This window comes from Polaribacter haliotis, from assembly GCF_014784055.1.
GTDB lineage: Bacteria > Bacteroidota > Bacteroidia > Flavobacteriales > Flavobacteriaceae > Polaribacter > Polaribacter haliotis.
Genome location: NZ_CP061813.1, coordinates 457,896 through 473,949, shown reverse-complemented (window position 1 = coordinate 473,949; position 16,054 = coordinate 457,896). Strand labels below are relative to the sequence as shown.

The following is a 16,054-nucleotide window of genomic DNA, read 5'->3' as shown; positions in this document are numbered from 1 at the left end:
TAATTTATTATTTACTTAATATTTAATAATGTTACTGTACTTTTTATACTTTTATTAACACCTATTTTATTTCCATCTCCTGAAATACCAAAAGCATTATAAGATGGGATGACAAATGTAATGGTTTCTCCGATTTTCATCAACTTTATTCCCTTTTGAATTCCAGAAATAAAATCTTCTTTATCTACATTGTATTTTTTTATCCCTAATTCTTCTTTACTATAGATTATTGTATCATTTAAATCACGAACATCAAATTCAATAATTGCAATATCTCCTGTTTTTGGGGTTGGTTTGTCTGCTTCAATTTTTGTTACATATGTATACCAAAACCCATTTAAAGAATTTGTATAACTATTTGTTGAATCTTTTTCTATTAATTGCTCTATTTTCTCCTCTTCTACTTTATTTAATTGTTTAGATTCTTCAATTGTTTTTTGAAAAATAGTTGTGGAAGGTTTTGGGTTTATTGGTTTCCTTGGAGTTGACTTGGAACAACCTATCAAAATAATTCCGCAAAATAAAAGCATTTTAATCTTCATAAGACGCATTTAATTCTTCTTTATACTCTGGTAATAGAGATGTAAATTTGGTTACAGTTTCTGCCATATTTAAGTCGGATTTTCCTCCAGCTGCATTGTCATGTCCTCCACCTTCAAAATGGTTTCGAGAAAATTTATTTACAGAGAAATTTCCTTTAGATCTAAAAGAAATTTTAATAATATTTTGTTCTCCATCTTCAATAAAAATAGCAGCAAAAATTATTCCTTTTAAAGAAAGTGCATAGTTTACAATACCTTCTGTATCTCCTTTTTGAAAATCGAAGCGTTTCTTCTCTTCATTAGTTAAAGTAATATATGCAGTTTTGTAAGATGGTAAAATTTGTAAATTACTCAGTGCTTTTCCTAACAATAATAATCTATTATAGGAATTAGCATCATATACATTATTATGAATTCTATCGTTTTCTGCGCCTTTATCAATTAAATCGGCTATAACTCTGTGTGTTTTACTAGTTGTAGATCGAAACCTGAAAGAACCAGTATCTGTCATTATTCCTGTGTACAAACAAGTTGCAATATCTTTATCAATTAGTTCTAAATCATTGTTCATTTCAATAAATTGATACACCATTTGACATGTAGAACAAATTGAAACGTCTGAATACATATATTTTACATCATCTGGTTGTTGATGATGATCTATCATCGCAAAATCATTTGGGTATTTCTCCAACGTGTTTTGCATATCGTAACCTACTCTGTGCAATGCATTAAAGTCTAAAAGAAAAATAATATCCGAATTATTTATAGCTCTTTGCGATTGTGAGTTTTGCCAATCGAAACGATATACATCTTTAGAGCCTGGCAACCAATGTAAAAAATCTGGATATTCATTAGGAACCACAACAGTTGGGTTGTGTCCTTTTTTTGTGAAATATTGACACAATGCCAATGTAGAACCCATAGCATCTCCATCTGGATTTCTATGTCCTATAATTACAATGTTTCTTGGTTTATCGAGAAACGTTTTTAATTCGTTAAATCCTTTTAAAATCATAGTTTGCGAAGATACAATTTAATAGTATTTCGTAAAATTATTTTTATTCTCATTTATAAATCATTTTTTATGGTAATAATTGATAATGGAACCTATAAATACAAGTTTATCTACACTTGTTTTTTATAATAAAAGCTGTACTTTTGCCGAAAATTAAAAAAAACAGAATGGCAACAAATAGAACATTTACAATGATTAAACCAGATGGTGTTGAAAACGGACATACTGGAGCAATCTTAGACAAAATTAATGCAGCCGGCTTTAGAATTGTAGCTTTAAAAAAGACACAAATGACAAAAGCAGATGCAGAGACTTTTTACGCAGTGCATAATGAGCGTCCATTTTTTGGAGAATTAGTAGAGTTTATGACTCGTGGACCAATCGTCGCTGCAATCTTAGAAAAAGAAAATGCAGTAGAAGATTTTAGAACTTTAATTGGTGCTACTAATCCTGCTGATGCTGCTGAAGGTACTATTAGAAAAATGTATGCAACTTCCATGGGAGAAAATGCTGTACATGGTTCAGATTCTGATGAAAATGCGATCATCGAAGGAAACTTTCATTTTTCTGGAAGAGAGCAGTTTTAATACTGATCCAAAATAAATTTAATAATTTTAGCAATTCTTAGTCTAAAATATATTTAATTAATCCTTACAACTTACGTTGTAAGGATTTTTTTTATTAAAGAAGTTTAGTTTGCTCCTTAAATATAGAAAACCTAAATTAGCATAAGAATAATTAAACAATTTACATTGTTTAATAACAATAAACCAAATAGAAATAGCGGAATTAAAAGGTAACCTAAATTATAATAAAGAAAAAATTACTAATTATAAACTACCTAAACTGAAGCGTTAATAGTTAATAAACACAAATTAATGATTATCAAAATTAATAACAGTATCTTAAAAAAAATAACTGCTTTATTTCTAACTTTTTTAGGTAGCTTATGCTTTTGCGAGTTTAAAGCACAAGCCAATGATATTAAAACTATATGGCAAATAGGAGAACTTGATAATTCTGCATCTGAATTTGCATTATCATCACCAAATTCTTATAAAGATTTTGTAAGCAATGGTTTCGGAGGAAAAGATAGCTATTATGTTGTTGGCAAATCAATCCCATCAAAAGACTGGCCATATTTGTTGCCTGGACCTAAAGATGGTTTTGCTGGGTATGGATATTGGTCAGGATTGGCATTGCATCAATTGCCTATTTATTTTGAATTAGAGAAAACAATCTCAGAAGGTACTTGTACGCTTGTGGTTAATATTTTAGAAGTAAGTGCTGAAAATCCTCCCTTATTTCGTGCTTTTATTAATGGAAAGGCTTTCAATTTTCAGCTAGAAGCTGGGAAATCAGGAAATCTTCCTCAAATCTCAGGTTCTCATCCTCAAACTATCTCCTTTTCATTTCCTGCAAAAGAACTTATTAAAGGTGTTAATGAAATTATTTTTCAGAATATGACAGGAAATTGGTGTGTATTTGATGCCATTAAAATGGAGGGGCCAAAGGGTCTAAGATTAGATAAACCAGGAAATACTATTTTAAAATCTGTTACTTTCGCCAAGTTCGAAATGCGTAAAGTAAAAAAGAATCTCCAACCTTTACTTGTTGATATTAGACAACAAGAAGAGCATGCCTCTGTTAAAGTGATTGTCGATAAAAAAGAATTGCACAAAAACATAGAACCTGGTCATAGTATATTGGAATTTTATCTTCCAGCAGTTACAAAAAAAAAGAAATCTCAGGTTAAAATTTATATAGATGGTAAACTTAAATTCAATGAAAAACTTCAACGTTCTCCTCAAAAAGAAATAACTTATTCAGATTATGTAAATCAGTTTATGGGTACAAGTGGATCTCGTTGGATGATTACTCCTGGACCAAGAAACCCAATGCCAATGGTTCAGCTTAGTCCAAATAACGAAAGCACAGTATGGAAAGCAGGTTACGAATATCAAATTGAAAATATTTCAGGATTTAACCATACACAAGAATGGACGATGTCTGGATTTTTAATGATGCCCACTGTAGGCAACTTACAAACTCAACCAGGACCAGAACATAATCCAGATCTTGGTTACCGGTCGCGAATAAACAAAAAGACTGAAACTTCTGAAATTGGTAAGTATAGTGTAGATTTAACGGATTACAATATTCATGTGGACCTTTCTGCAACCACAAGAGCGGGATTTCAACGTTATGTTTTTCCTAAATCTAATGCCTCACGTATATTAATTGACGCTTTTCCTAATGCAGAATATAGTTATCAAAATAAAGAAACAAAGATTACACGTATAAGTAATACAAAAATAGAAGGCTTTGTGCATCACATTACTGATAAAACTGGTTACGTACTTACGCAAGATTATAAATTACACTTTGTTTTAGAATTTAACAAACCTTTTGAAAGTTTGGGTGGCTGGACAGACAAAGCAAAATCGCTTGGAAAGCTTAATCACGGACTTACTTATGAATCTATTCTTAATAATGTAAACGAAATTAATGGATCTGGAAATACTGGTGCTTTTATTAATTTTAAAACTACAGAAAATGATACTATTTTAGTTAGAAGTTCTATTTCTTTGATAAGTACAAAAAATGCTTGGTTGAACTTAGAAAATGAAATTACAAAACCATTTGGTTGGAGTTTTGAAAAGGTAGTTCAAAATCAAAAAGATATATGGAATAAGTATTTAGGTAGAATTGAAATAGAAACAGATGATTATTTACAGAAAGTAAAGTTTTACACAAATTTTTATAGATCATTGTCGGGAAGAGTGGCATGGGGAGATGTAAATGGTCAGTGGATGGATATGAATGAAAAAGTTCAAACATTTAAAGATCCAAACCAACGTATTTGTTCAGGAGAGTTTTGGAATACTTTTTGGAATGTTCAACAACTCAACCAATTGATAGCCCCTGAATTTTCATCGATGCAAGCAAAAAGTTTATTGGCTTTTTATGATAAAGGAGGATGGTTACCAAAAGGTATATTTGGTGGGGAATATACTAGTGTTATGGTTGCAGAGCATGGTATACCTTGGATCGTTGGAGCTTGGAATGCAGGTATTCAAGATTTTGATTTTAACAAAGCATATGAAGCAATGAGACATATTCAAACTTCTTTGCCTCAAAAAGCACATAGTGGGGGTGGTAGAGTTGGAAATGAAAGCCTTGAAGCTTATATGAAATATGGTTATGTACCCTTGCAAACAGACATTTATCAAAGTTATGTATCAAATACACTTGAATATGCTTTTGATGATTGGTGTCTAGCACAAGCTGCAAAAGAATTAGACAAGACAAATGATTATAAGTTATTTATGCAACGTTCACAAAACTGGCGTAATATTTTTGATTCAAAAACTGGATTTATGCGACCAAAAAATGCAGACGGAACATGGCTTGAACCTTTTAGTCCTTATCATACACCCGGTTTTGTTGAAGGAAATGCTTGGCAGTTTAGTTGGTTTGTGCCACATGATGTAAATGGGTTGGTAGAAGCAATAGGAAAAGAACGCTTTATCTCTCGTTTAGATAGTGCTATGTACCAATCTAAAAAAGTTAATTTCAACGCTTTGGGTGATGATTTCTCTAAATACCCAATAAATCATGGAAATCAACCAAATATGCAATCGTGTTATCTTTTTAATTATGCAAATGCACCATGGCTAACACAAAAATGGGCAAGAGAAATACAAGAAAAATATTACGGAACTGGAACACGAGATGCTTACCCAGGAGATGAAGATCAAGGTCAAATGAGTGCATGGTTTGTAATGAGCACACTTGGTTTATTTCAAATGGATGGAGGTGCTTCAACAAATCCACAATATGAATTAGGTAGTCCTAGATTTGAAAAGGTAACAATTCATTTAAGTGATAAGTATTATGGAGGAAAAACTTTTGTAATAGAAGCAAAAAATGCATCAAGAGAAAATAAATATATCCATTCTATAATGTTAAATGGAAAAAAACTGAACTCTTGGAAATTTCCTCATAAAGAATTAATTAAAGGCGGAAAACTTAGTATTGAAATGAAGAATGTTCCTAATAATTTAAAATAAAATTTCACTAATTATAAATTAGTTTAGTTAACATTCTTCACTAAGTTTATAATTTCTTCTATTTTAAAAATTTTAAATTAAGCAATAAAACTTTTCTTTTAAGAAATCTTGGCAAATTATAGAATTTAAAAAACTTAAATAATTTGAGAAAATAAACCCCAATCATGTAACATAAAAGCAATTGATAAACTTGTATAATTAAATCTGTAGAATAATTGACTGCTACTGTAGATCTAAAATAAACTTAAAACAATAATTATAATTCCAAATAATTTTTATAAAACCACTCTATACCAACATCAATTTATCAACAACTTCATCACCCAACTCTTCATTAATCATTTTTATGATTTTTTCTTTACCATAACTCAATTCTTCACGTAAAACTGAAGAAGTCAAATTTATTATTAAGGTTTTATTCTGTAGTTTTACAGAAGTAGTATGTGTTGCAACTCCTGGCCCCATCATTTTTGTCCAAGTTTCCTCTATTTTAATTTTTTGCATTCCTTTACTCAAATTATTTTCTTTGATAAAACTCTGCATTAAATCTTTAACCGAAAAAGAATCGTTTTCTCTTTTTGACATGAATTTAGGTATTAGGTATTAGGTATTAGGTAAAACTGAAAAAAAAATGCGTCTCTGCGACTTTGAGAGAGAAAAAACCCCAATTGAAATTCAAACTTCCAGCTTCCAACTAAAGCTTAAAAATCTGATAAGGCTTATTACTCTGCTTTACAATATTCTCTGTTCTTTCGGAATGAGTATCTGTAATAAAAATTTGACCAAATTCGTCGTTATTTACCAACTCTATAATTTGTAAAACTCTGTTTTCATCTAATTTATCAAAAATATCATCCAATAATAAAATAGGAATCACGTCTGATTGTTGTTTAATAAACTCAAACTGTGCCAACTTTAAAGCTATTAAATATGATTTTTGTTGTCCTTGCGAACCAAATTTTTTAATTGGGTACTCTCCTATTTCGAAACTTAAATCGTCTTTATGAATTCCTGAAGTTGTGTATTGTAAAATTTTATCTTTCTCTAAAGATTTTCGCATTAAATCTTGCATCGAAAAATCATGCAACTGACTTTTATAAATTAAATTCACACGTTCTTTATCTCCTGATATAATTTGATATTTCTCATTAAAGATAGGTATAAATTCCTCTAAAAAAGATTTTCTAACTTCATAAATTCTAGAACCATATTCAGCCAGTTGTTCATCATAAACACTTAAATTTAAAGCATCGAACGTTCTATTAGCTGCAAAATATTTTAACAATGCATTTCGCTGACTCAATACCTTATTATAAGCAATTAAATCTTGTAAATATTTTTTGTTTTGTTGAGAGATTACACCATCTATAAATTTTCTTCTGGTATCACTTCCTTCAGTAACTAAATCTCTATCAGCAGGAGAAATAATAACCAATGGTAATTGCCCAATATGTTCCGAAAACTTATCATAACTTTTTCCATTTCGTTTTAAAACCTTCTTTTGTCCTTTTTTTAAACTACAAACAATTTTCTCGTTTCTGTCTTTTAAAAGATAGTCTCCTTCCACCATAAAAAAACCTTCTCCATGTCTAATATTCTGAACTGCGACCGAATTAAAGTAACTTTTTGCAAAAGAAAGATAATAAATCGCATCTAAAACATTGGTTTTTCCAACACCATTATCGCCGACAAAACAATTTATTTTCTGCTGAAAATCAAAAGATTGCGACTCAATATTTTTAAAATTAACTAAAGAAAGTTTCTGTAAATACATAAATAAAGAATGTTCTTAAAAACGAATTGCAAATTATTGAAAATTTTGCGAATTATTGCCTTTTAAAATCCAATTAAAAAAACTATTTTTGTCGCCACTAATTTTTTAAGTAAAACATGGCAACATACAAGAAGAAATATAAACCAGAAGGTAAAAAAGAGCAACAAGATGTTGACAATATGGAGAGTACAACTGCAGAAGTATTTAATACTTTAGATGAAACTGCGTCGAAATCTGAGCAATGGATAGAAAAAAACAGCAAACCGTTGTTTTACTCTTTAGTTGCTGTAGTTGTTATTTTCTTAGCTTATTTAGGATATAACAAATACATTGTAGAACCAAACGAATTGGAAGCTTCTAACGAATTGGCTTTTCCAAGAAAATATTTCGATGAAGCTGCAACTGCAGGTTCTGGAATCGATTCTTTATTAAATCTAGGTCTAGAAGGTGTAGATGGAAAATATGGTTTCTTAGACATTGCAAATTCTTACAGTGGAACTGATGCAGGAAACTTAGCCAATTATTATGCTGGTGTTTCTTATTTACAATTAAAAGAATATGACAAAGCAATCGAGTTTTTAAATAAATTTAATTCTGATGATGCTTTATTAGGCCCAGTTTCTTTAGGTGCTATTGGAGATGCTTTTGCAGATATCGATCAGCCAGAAGAAGCTTTAGATTATTATGAAAAAGCGGCAAACAAAAAAGAAAATGACTTTACTACTCCTTTATATTTATACAAAGCTGGTCAAACAGCAATGCAAATAAAGGATTTTGATAAAGCTGAGTCTTTATTTACAAAAATTAAAGAAAACTACCCAAATTCAGATCAAGGTAGAGATGTAGAGAAATTTATCTACGCAGCAAAATACTCTAAAAAATAGTTTAAAGTCAGCAGTTTCTGTAAGCAGTAAACTTACTGTAAACTGCAACTGAAAACTGAAAACTTAAAAAAATGGCTACAACCAATTTATCTTATTACGATAAAGCTACAATCCCAAATGCGAAATCTTTTCGATTTGGGATTGTTGTTTCTGAGTGGAATCCAGAAATCACAAAAAACCTTCAAAAAGGTGCAATTGAAACTTTAATAGATTGTGGAGCTTCTAAAGAGAATGTAATTTCTTGGGATGTTCCTGGAAGTTTCGAATTGGTTTTTGGTTGTAAAAAAATGATTCAATCACAACAAGTCGATGCAATAATTGCTATTGGAAACGTAATTCAAGGTGAAACAAAACATTTCGATTTTGTTTGTGAAGGCGTTACACAAGGAATTGTAGATTTAAATATTAAATACGATGTTCCAGTTATTTTCTGTGTTTTAACAGACAATACCAAACAACAATCTTTGGATAGATCTGGAGGGAAATTAGGTAATAAAGGTATTGAGTGTGCTGTTGCTGCAGTAAAAATGGCTGCTCTTAGAAATATAGGAAGAAGTAAAGAAAATATTGGTTTCTAAATTCTATTAACCACAAAGGCGCTAAGAAAAAACGCCAAGCTCTAAGAGCCATGAATTTTTGAATGTTTTCTACCAAGAAAATATTCTTTTGCGAGTTCTACTAAAATATTTTGCACTTTTTCGTTTAAACCCATACAAATAATTTAAGAATACTTTTAACGTCAATCTTTGAGAAATTCCTTTAATTTCTTTAAATTTGAATTGCTTTAAAATTGGTACAGAAATTGATTTATCAAAAATCAATATTCACCAATTATTTCTAAAACTATGGGATTTTTAAAACGTACAAACAAAAAATTTGATTATCAGCCTCGTTATTATAAAGGAGAAGGAAGCCCTTATAAGATTGAGCATAAATTAGATCAGTTTAGAAAAACTGCAGGAAAAAACAAAGGTATGAAAGGCAAGTTTAGCGACGCTTTCGAAGACCTAAAAAATCCTGATAAAAGTGTAAACAAAACTCTTTTAATAATTATTGCAGTTTTAATATTGATTTTTTTATACATAATCGATTTCGATTTATCCATATTCACAAGAAATTAATGTCGGACATCATTCAACTTTTACCAGATCATGTTGCAAATCAAATCGCAGCAGGAGAAGTCGTTCAACGCCCAGCTTCTGTTGTAAAAGAATTGCTAGAAAATGCAATTGATGCTGGTGCAACAAATATTAAATTATTATTGAAAGATGCTGGTAAAACGCTAATTCAAGTAATTGATAATGGTAAAGGAATGAGTGCCACAGATGCAAGAATGTCTTTTGAAAGACATGCAACATCTAAAATACAAAAAGCGGAAGATTTATTTAATTTATGTACCAAAGGTTTTCGTGGAGAAGCTTTAGCATCTATTGCAGCCATTGCTCATGTAGAATTAAAAACGAAGCAGAAAGACGAAGAATTAGGAACTTGCATTAAAATTGAAGGTAGTAAAGTTGTTGCACAAGAATTTATTTCTACAAGTGAAGGAACTAGTTTGGCCGTTAAAAACTTATTTTACAACATTCCTGCAAGACGAAATTTCTTAAAATCGGATACTGTAGAAACAAGACATATTATAGACGAGTTTCAAAGAGTGGCTTTGGCTCATGCAAATATTACATTTTTATTACATCATAATAACAACGAGGTTTATCATTTAAAAGGCAGTAATCTTAGAAAAAGAATTGTAGCCGTTTTTGGTTCTAAAATGAATGAAAAATTAGTTCCAATTGACGAAACCACTGACATTCTTAAAATTGAAGGTTTTGTTGCAAAACCAGAATTTTCTAAACGAAAACGTGGAGAACAATTCTTTTTTGTGAACGATCGTTTTATAAAGAGTTCTTATTTGAATCATGCTGTTGTAAATGCATTTGATGGTTTGTTAGAACATGGAGCACATCCCTCCTATTTTTTATATTTAACGGTTCCTACAAGTTCTATTGATATTAATATTCACCCTACAAAAACAGAAATAAAGTTCGATAACGAAAAAGCATTGTATGCCATGTTAAGAGCTACTGTAAAACATAGTTTGGGGCAATATAATGTAGCACCTGTTTTAGATTTTAATAGAGATTCTAATTTAGATACTCCTTATAGTTTTAAATCGAATGGAAAAGCAGCGAGTGTTCCTAAAATTTCTGTAGATCCTGATTTTAATCCGTTTAAAGAAGAAAAACAGGGAGAAATTAATTTTCCATACAAAAGAGAAAAAAACACCCAAAGTTGGGAATCTTTATATACTTCTGTAGAAACTGTCGATAAAACACCTCAAGAAAATTTATTTGAACATCAAGAGGAAGCAAAAGCGCAAAAAACATTTCAAATTCAGCGTAAATATGTGCTGAGTTCCATAAAATCTGGTGTGGTTTTAATCAACCAATCTTTGGCACATCAGCGTGTTTTATACGAGCAATTTTTAGAAAGTATAACCGTTAAAGAAGCGAATAGTCAACAATTATTATTTCCAGTGAAAATCGCATTTTCATCTGCAGAAATAGAAATGATTTACACCATAAAAACCGAGCTAGAAAATGCAGGTTTTTCGTTTGATGAATTTACAAAAGACAGTGTAACAATAAAAGGAATTCCTATTTCAGTAACAGAAAGTAAAATTACCATCATTTTAGAAGAATTGCTTAATGATATCGATTTGGAAGTGCCAAATGCTAGTTTTAGTCATTTTGATGTAATGGCAAAATCTTTTGCCAAAACATTATCGATAAAAACAGGCACATTATTATCCGAAAAAGAACAAGAAGGTTTGGTAAATGATTTATTTTCGTGCAAAGAACCAACAATTTCTCCTTTTGGAAAAGCAACATTTAAAACATTAACATTGCACGAAATTGATAATTTATTCAATAGTTAAAAATGAATATTAAATTTACAGACGCTATTAAGCATCTAATTATAATTAACGTAATTGTTTTTATTGCGCCACAATTATTAAAATTAGATTTTACCAATATTTTGGCATTGCATTTTCCAAAAAACGAACATTTTGGAATTTGGCAATATGTAACGCATATGTTTATGCATGGGAGTTTTGCCCATATTTTATTTAATATGTATGGTTTGTGGGCATTTGGAACTCCTTTAGAACAAATGTGGGGAAAGAAAAAATTCTTGTTTTTCTATTTTTCAGCAGGGCTTGGTGCAGGACTTATTTATACTTTAGTGAATTATTATCAGTTTAATGGAATCTATGAACTTTTTATTAATGCCGGTTTAAATCCTGATGATATTTTATCAATATTAAAAAAAGGAAGCACAAACGATGCAAGAGTTGTAAATGCAATAACACAAGAACAATTTAATAAAATTTCTATGCTATATAGTACACCAGCAGTTGGAGCTTCTGGAGCAGTTTATGGAGTTTTAGTTGCTTTTGGATTGTATTTTAAAGATGCAAAATTAGCTTTAATCTTTTTCCCAGTTCCAATTGCTGCAAAGTACTTTATTCCAATAATGATTTTAGGAGATTTATTCTTTGGAATGACAAAATATTCTGTTGGTAATGTTGCGCATTTTGCACATATTGGTGGTGCTTTAATAGGTTTTTTAATCGCTTGGTATTGGAAAAAAAATCAATTTAAAACAAATTAATGAGTTTTATAAACGACATAAAATTACGATATAAAGGCGGAAATATTGTAGAAAAATTAATCTACATTAATTTGGCTGTTTTTATTTCAACAATATTAATAAGCGTATTACAAGGGCTTTATAATAATGAAGGAAACTTTATAGTAGAATGGTTTTCGTTAGATGACAATTACAACTCTTTATTTACAAAGCCTTGGACAATTATTTCTTACGGTTTTTTACACGCTGGTTTTATTCATATTCTATTTAATTTAATAGCACTATATTTTATTGGGAATTTATTTATCCAATATTTTACGCAAAAACAATTGTTAACCTTTTATTTATTAGGAACACTTTCTGGAGGAATATTGTATGTTTTTAGTCAGAATTATTTTCCATTATTCCAAGGACAGTCTTCTTATTTAGTAGGAGCTTCAGCAGGAATTTCTGCCATTTTTATTGGAATTGCTACATATATGCCTAATTATCAGTTAAAAATTCCTTTAATTGGTTTTATAAAAGTTTGGCATTTAGCCGCAATTTGGGTTGGTTTCGATGTTTTAGGATTAATTGGAGACAATGCTGGTGGAAATTTTGCACATTTAGGTGGAAGTTTATTTGGTTTTCTATATGTCTACAGAGCAAGTAATAAAGAATTAAATCTTTGGGGAAGTATTTCTTCTTGGTTCGAAAAAAAAGAGAAACCATTAAAAACGGTGCATAAATCTGGAAATAAAAAACAGACTACAGTTAAAAATAACACGCCTAATCAGCAACAAATAGATGTAATTTTAGACAAAATTAGCAAATCTGGTTACGATACATTAACCAAGTCCGAAAAAGAATTTTTATTTAAACAAGGTAAAAGATAATATGAAAAACTTATCCTTTTTAGACAAGATTTTCTATTTATTAAATTCGTTATTAGCAACCTTATTGCTATTATCTTATTTACTGCCTTTTATCTCTCCAAGTACCATTCCGTTTTTTGCAGTTTTAAGTCTTTTTGTACCTGTTTTAATTATAATAAATCTTGGTTTCTTTATCTATTGGTTAATAAAGCTAAAAAAACAAGCTTTTTTATCTGCCTTTGTTTTAATAATTGGCTGGTGTTTTTCTTCGCCATTCTACAAAATTTCTAGTAAAAGCTCTTCTTTAAATACCGATTTAAAAGTGATGAGTTACAATGTAAAAGCTTTTGATTTATTCACAAATAAAAAAGACTCTACATTAAATACTGGTTTCGATTTTATTGCTAGTAAAAATCCAGATGTTTTGGTAATTCAAGAATACTATCAATCTACAAAAATTCATCTTTCTTATCCTTATAAATTTGTAAAGACAAAAAATAAGAAGGGGAAATTCGGAATGGCAATATATTCGAAATATAAAATTATAAATTCTGGCTCTTTAGATTTTAAAGATACTTCTAATAACATAATTTATATTGATATTGTTAAGAAAAAAGACACGATTCGTGTGTATAATTTACATTTAGAATCTTTAAGAATTAAACCAAATGAGGAAAATTTTGGACAAGAAAATTCTGAAAAATTATTAATAAGAGTTACAAATTCTTTTGAAAAACAAGCAGAACAAACGAATCAATTTTTAGCACACGAACAGCAATGGAAAGGCAAGAAAATTATTTGTGGAGATTTTAATAATACTGGGTATTCTTGGGTTTACGATCAAATCACTAAAAATAAAAAAGATGCTTTTATAGAAGCTGGTAAGGGTTTTGGTAAAACTTTTAATTATTGGTTTCCAATGAGAATCGATTTTATCTTAACAGATGAAAATGCTATTATAAATCAGTTTAAATCTTTTTCCGAACAATATTCAGATCACTTTCCTATACAAGCAAAAATTAACTGGTAATATTCTTTATATTCGCAGTTAAAATAAATTTTTCTATGAAACATTTTCAAGTAGCAATAATTGGTAGTGGTCCTTCAGGAGCTTCCACCGCTTTTTATTTAGGCAAAAAAGGAATTTCTACTGTAATTATAGAGAAAGAAACGTTACCACGTTATAAAACTTGTGGTGGTGGTTTTGTAAATCGTGGAAAAAAAGACATGCCTTTTGATATTTCTGAAGTTATAGAACGTGAGTTTTTTACGGTGGATAGTTATTTTAATGATGGTAAAATCCACTATAAATCAGGAAAAGACACTCCAATTGTAACAATGATAATGCGTGATGCTTTCGATAATTTAATTGTAGAGAAAGCCAAAGAATTTGGTGTTACTTTATTGGAAAATCATACATTAAAAAACATTGATTTTATTGATAATAAATCAATCTTAAACACTTCACAAGGAGAAATTTCTGCAGATTTTGTAATTGCTGCTGATGGTGTTTTAAGTCCCACTGCAAAAATGGCGGGCTGGAAAGAAGATACTCGAAAACTGATACCTGCATTAGAATATGAAGTTGAAGTTTCTGAAGAAGATTTTAAACGACTTTCCAATCAGGTTCGTTTTGACATTGATGCTGTTCCATTTGGATATGCTTGGAGTTTTCCTAAGAAAAACCATCTTTCGTTAGGTGTTTTAACGACTAAAAAAGGAAAAATAAATTTAAAAGAATATTATAGAAAATATTTACAAACACTTGGTATTAAAGAAGTAATAAAAGAAGATGCACATGGTTTTCAAATTCCGATAGCACCAAGAACAGATGGTTTTGTAAAAAATAATGTTTTTTTAATTGGTGATGCCGCTGGTTTTGCAGAACCTATTACTGCAGAAGGAATTTCCAATGCAATATTAAGTGGAAAATATGTTGCTCAAGCACTCATTGAAAGTGAATTAAATAGAAATATTGCAGAAAAACTATACATAGAAAAACTAAATATTAAATTGTTACCAGAATTAAAATCGGGTGTTATTTTGTCTAAATTCTTTTACAATAATAACCCTGTAAGAAATTACATTCTTAAAAATCATGGTCAGCATTTTAACGATTTAATGGTCGATATTTTACATGGAGATAAGCCATTTCCTACAAATGTTTCTAAAAAATTGAAAGCTAAGATTAAGCAGAAGTTGTTTTAGGTTTTTATCTCGCAAAGATTTATTCTTTAAACTGCGACAAGTTTTCTCTCGCAAAATCGCAAAGACGCAATGTTGAATGCTCTAAACTGTAATAGAGAACTGTCAACTGAAAACTGTAACTGCTACTGCTACTGCTACTGCTACTGCCAACTGAAGACTTCCAACTAAAAAGAATCACTTTTCAAAACCATATTCCCTTTGTACTTTACAGATTCGTAATTGATACTTCTTGTACCATTTTTCTCTTCCTAAATTTCTTACTTCTGTATGTTCTACGTTATTTTTCCAAGTAACAATATCATCTAAAGATTGCCAATAAGAAACGGTTATTCCTATTTCGTTTCTAGCAGATTCTATACCTAAATAGCCTTTTTGTTGTTTTGCTAATTCTTCCATTCTATTTGCTGCTTCTATATATCCTGAAATATCATCTGCTAAAATTGTGGAAAAAATTACGGCATAATAAGGTGGAGTTAATTGATCTTCTATCATAAAATAAGTTCGTATTTTGTTTCTGGTAATTGGATGTCTTCACTTACAAAATGTTTAACGATTTTAAAATTCAATCGTTTTAAGATTTTGGCTGATGCACTATTTTCATCAACAACATAGCCAAAAATTTTAAGCATTCCTAATTGTTTACAATAAGAAATAAGCCCTTTACAAAGTTCAGTTGCAAATCCATTTCCCCAATAATTTTCTAAAAAACGGTATCCAATTTCATCATCTGCACCATCTTTTACCAAAGCAACAGTCCCAATAAAATTATTATTATCCTTTAAAATTACTGCATAAATCCAAAAATCGTTATAAGGTAAGTTATATCTTCGGATTAAATCATTTAGTTCTTTTTTGTTCTCCTCGTAATTTTTGACATTTCCAGTGGCATATTTTAAAACATTCGGGTTGCTTTCAAGAGAATGAAATTTTTCTAAATCTTTAACATTCAATTTTCTAATAAGTAGCCTTTCTGTTTCAAAAATCATGAATAAAATCGTATTTTTGTATTTTACAAACTGTTATAAACAGCCATTGTAAATATACTATTTT

The 16,054-nt window shown here is 29.8% G+C and carries 16 protein-coding genes; 10 read left to right on the top strand and 6 right to left on the bottom strand.

What is annotated here, in order from left to right:
* Positions 1 to 11: 11 nt before the first annotated feature.
* Positions 12 to 542, bottom strand: coding sequence for a gliding motility-associated peptidyl-prolyl isomerase GldI (gldI, locus tag H9I45_RS01785; protein WP_088353749.1), 531 nt, complete (start codon positions 540 to 542; stop codon positions 12 to 14).
* The gene (locus H9I45_RS01780) at positions 532 to 1,560 is read right to left on the bottom strand and encodes a DHH family phosphoesterase (protein WP_088353648.1); all 1,029 of its coding nucleotides are present in this window, start codon (positions 1,558 to 1,560) and stop codon (positions 532 to 534) included. Before H9I45_RS01780 ends, gldI begins: the two co-directional genes overlap by 11 nt.
* Positions 1,561 to 1,727: 167 nt before the next feature.
* Between H9I45_RS01780 and H9I45_RS01775 the strand changes: the two genes are divergently transcribed.
* Positions 1,728 to 2,147, top strand: a complete 420-nt coding sequence (locus H9I45_RS01775) for a nucleoside-diphosphate kinase (protein WP_088353649.1) — start codon at positions 1,728 to 1,730, stop codon at positions 2,145 to 2,147.
* 291 nt (positions 2,148 to 2,438) lie between these two features.
* Positions 2,439 to 5,633: a GH92 family glycosyl hydrolase gene (locus H9I45_RS01770; protein ID WP_088353650.1), complete on the top strand. Its 3,195-nt coding sequence runs from the start codon at positions 2,439 to 2,441 to the stop codon at positions 5,631 to 5,633.
* A gap of 288 nt (positions 5,634 to 5,921) precedes the next feature.
* Here the strand turns inward: H9I45_RS01770 and H9I45_RS01765 are convergent, their stop codons facing one another.
* Both H9I45_RS01765 and recF read right to left on the bottom strand, forming a co-directional pair.
* Complete coding sequence (locus H9I45_RS01765) at positions 5,922 to 6,218, bottom strand: DciA family protein (RefSeq protein WP_088353651.1); 297 nt, start codon at positions 6,216 to 6,218, stop codon at positions 5,922 to 5,924.
* Between the two features lie 109 nt (positions 6,219 to 6,327).
* The gene (recF, locus tag H9I45_RS01760; protein WP_088353652.1) at positions 6,328 to 7,407 is read right to left on the bottom strand and encodes a DNA replication/repair protein RecF; all 1,080 of its coding nucleotides are present in this window, start codon (positions 7,405 to 7,407) and stop codon (positions 6,328 to 6,330) included.
* Between the two features lie 116 nt (positions 7,408 to 7,523).
* Here recF and H9I45_RS01755 point away from each other — a divergent pair, with 116 nt between their 5' ends.
* The 8 genes from H9I45_RS01755 to H9I45_RS01720 all read left to right on the top strand — a co-directional run bounded on the left by H9I45_RS01755 (position 7,524) and on the right by H9I45_RS01720 (position 15,004).
* The gene (locus H9I45_RS01755; RefSeq protein ID WP_088353653.1) at positions 7,524 to 8,291 is read left to right on the top strand and encodes a tetratricopeptide repeat protein; all 768 of its coding nucleotides are present in this window, start codon (positions 7,524 to 7,526) and stop codon (positions 8,289 to 8,291) included.
* Positions 8,292 to 8,362: 71 nt separating this feature from the next.
* Positions 8,363 to 8,869, top strand: a complete 507-nt coding sequence (gene ribH / locus H9I45_RS01750) for a 6,7-dimethyl-8-ribityllumazine synthase (protein WP_088353654.1) — start codon at positions 8,363 to 8,365, stop codon at positions 8,867 to 8,869.
* 267 nt (positions 8,870 to 9,136) lie between these two features.
* Positions 9,137 to 9,412 carry a riboflavin synthase subunit beta gene (locus H9I45_RS01745; RefSeq protein ID WP_088353655.1) on the top strand — a complete coding sequence of 92 codons (276 nt, stop codon included), beginning with the start codon at positions 9,137 to 9,139 and terminating at the stop codon, positions 9,410 to 9,412.
* Positions 9,412 to 11,226, top strand: a complete 1,815-nt coding sequence (gene mutL / locus H9I45_RS01740) for a DNA mismatch repair endonuclease MutL (RefSeq protein WP_088353656.1) — start codon at positions 9,412 to 9,414, stop codon at positions 11,224 to 11,226. The genes H9I45_RS01745 and mutL overlap by 1 nt, the downstream gene beginning before the upstream one ends.
* 2 nt (positions 11,227 to 11,228) lie before the next feature.
* The gene (locus tag H9I45_RS01735; protein ID WP_088353657.1) at positions 11,229 to 11,963 is read left to right on the top strand and encodes a rhomboid family intramembrane serine protease; all 735 of its coding nucleotides are present in this window, start codon (positions 11,229 to 11,231) and stop codon (positions 11,961 to 11,963) included.
* A complete protein-coding gene (locus tag H9I45_RS01730) occupies positions 11,963 to 12,817 on the top strand; it encodes a rhomboid family protein (RefSeq protein WP_088353658.1) in 855 nt (284 codons plus the stop codon). Before H9I45_RS01735 ends, H9I45_RS01730 begins: the two co-directional genes overlap by 1 nt.
* 1 nt (position 12,818) lies before the next feature.
* Positions 12,819 to 13,826: an endonuclease/exonuclease/phosphatase family protein gene (locus H9I45_RS01725; RefSeq protein WP_088353659.1), complete on the top strand. Its 1,008-nt coding sequence runs from the start codon at positions 12,819 to 12,821 to the stop codon at positions 13,824 to 13,826.
* Between the two features lie 35 nt (positions 13,827 to 13,861).
* Entirely contained in the window at positions 13,862 to 15,004 is a 1,143-nt protein-coding gene (locus tag H9I45_RS01720) for a geranylgeranyl reductase family protein (protein WP_088353660.1), read from the top strand.
* Between the two features lie 174 nt (positions 15,005 to 15,178).
* Here H9I45_RS01720 and H9I45_RS01715 read toward each other — a convergent pair whose 3' ends face one another.
* Together H9I45_RS01715 and H9I45_RS01710 are read right to left on the bottom strand one after the other, a co-directional pair.
* On the bottom strand, positions 15,179 to 15,496 hold the full coding sequence (locus tag H9I45_RS01715; protein ID WP_088353661.1) for an antibiotic biosynthesis monooxygenase family protein: 318 nt from the start codon (positions 15,494 to 15,496) through the stop codon (positions 15,179 to 15,181).
* Positions 15,493 to 15,990, bottom strand: coding sequence for a GNAT family N-acetyltransferase (locus tag H9I45_RS01710; RefSeq protein ID WP_088353662.1), 498 nt, complete (start codon positions 15,988 to 15,990; stop codon positions 15,493 to 15,495). The genes H9I45_RS01715 and H9I45_RS01710 overlap by 4 nt, the downstream gene beginning before the upstream one ends.
* Positions 15,991 to 16,054 lie beyond the last annotated feature (64 nt).

Coding starts and splice junctions, on each gene's coding strand:
- H9I45_RS01780 (WP_088353648.1), bottom strand. CDS start 1,560: ATGATTTTAAAAGGATTTAACGAATTAAAAACGTTTCTCGATAAACCA.
- H9I45_RS01725 (WP_088353659.1), top strand. CDS start 12,819: ATGAAAAACTTATCCTTTTTAGACAAGATTTTCTATTTATTAAATTCG.
- H9I45_RS01765 (WP_088353651.1), bottom strand. CDS start 6,218: ATGTCAAAAAGAGAAAACGATTCTTTTTCGGTTAAAGATTTAATGCAG.
- H9I45_RS01710 (WP_088353662.1), bottom strand. CDS start 15,990: ATGATTTTTGAAACAGAAAGGCTACTTATTAGAAAATTGAATGTTAAA.
- H9I45_RS01715 (WP_088353661.1), bottom strand. CDS start 15,496: ATGATAGAAGATCAATTAACTCCACCTTATTATGCCGTAATTTTTTCC.
- H9I45_RS01745 (WP_088353655.1), top strand. CDS start 9,137: ATGGGATTTTTAAAACGTACAAACAAAAAATTTGATTATCAGCCTCGT.
- H9I45_RS01720 (WP_088353660.1), top strand. CDS start 13,862: ATGAAACATTTTCAAGTAGCAATAATTGGTAGTGGTCCTTCAGGAGCT.
- mutL (WP_088353656.1), top strand. CDS start 9,412: ATGTCGGACATCATTCAACTTTTACCAGATCATGTTGCAAATCAAATC.
- H9I45_RS01755 (WP_088353653.1), top strand. CDS start 7,524: ATGGCAACATACAAGAAGAAATATAAACCAGAAGGTAAAAAAGAGCAA.
- gldI (WP_088353749.1), bottom strand. CDS start 542: ATGAAGATTAAAATGCTTTTATTTTGCGGAATTATTTTGATAGGTTGT.
- recF (WP_088353652.1), bottom strand. CDS start 7,407: ATGTATTTACAGAAACTTTCTTTAGTTAATTTTAAAAATATTGAGTCG.
- H9I45_RS01730 (WP_088353658.1), top strand. CDS start 11,963: ATGAGTTTTATAAACGACATAAAATTACGATATAAAGGCGGAAATATT.
- H9I45_RS01775 (WP_088353649.1), top strand. CDS start 1,728: ATGGCAACAAATAGAACATTTACAATGATTAAACCAGATGGTGTTGAA.
- H9I45_RS01770 (WP_088353650.1), top strand. CDS start 2,439: ATGATTATCAAAATTAATAACAGTATCTTAAAAAAAATAACTGCTTTA.
- H9I45_RS01735 (WP_088353657.1), top strand. CDS start 11,229: ATGAATATTAAATTTACAGACGCTATTAAGCATCTAATTATAATTAAC.
- ribH (WP_088353654.1), top strand. CDS start 8,363: ATGGCTACAACCAATTTATCTTATTACGATAAAGCTACAATCCCAAAT.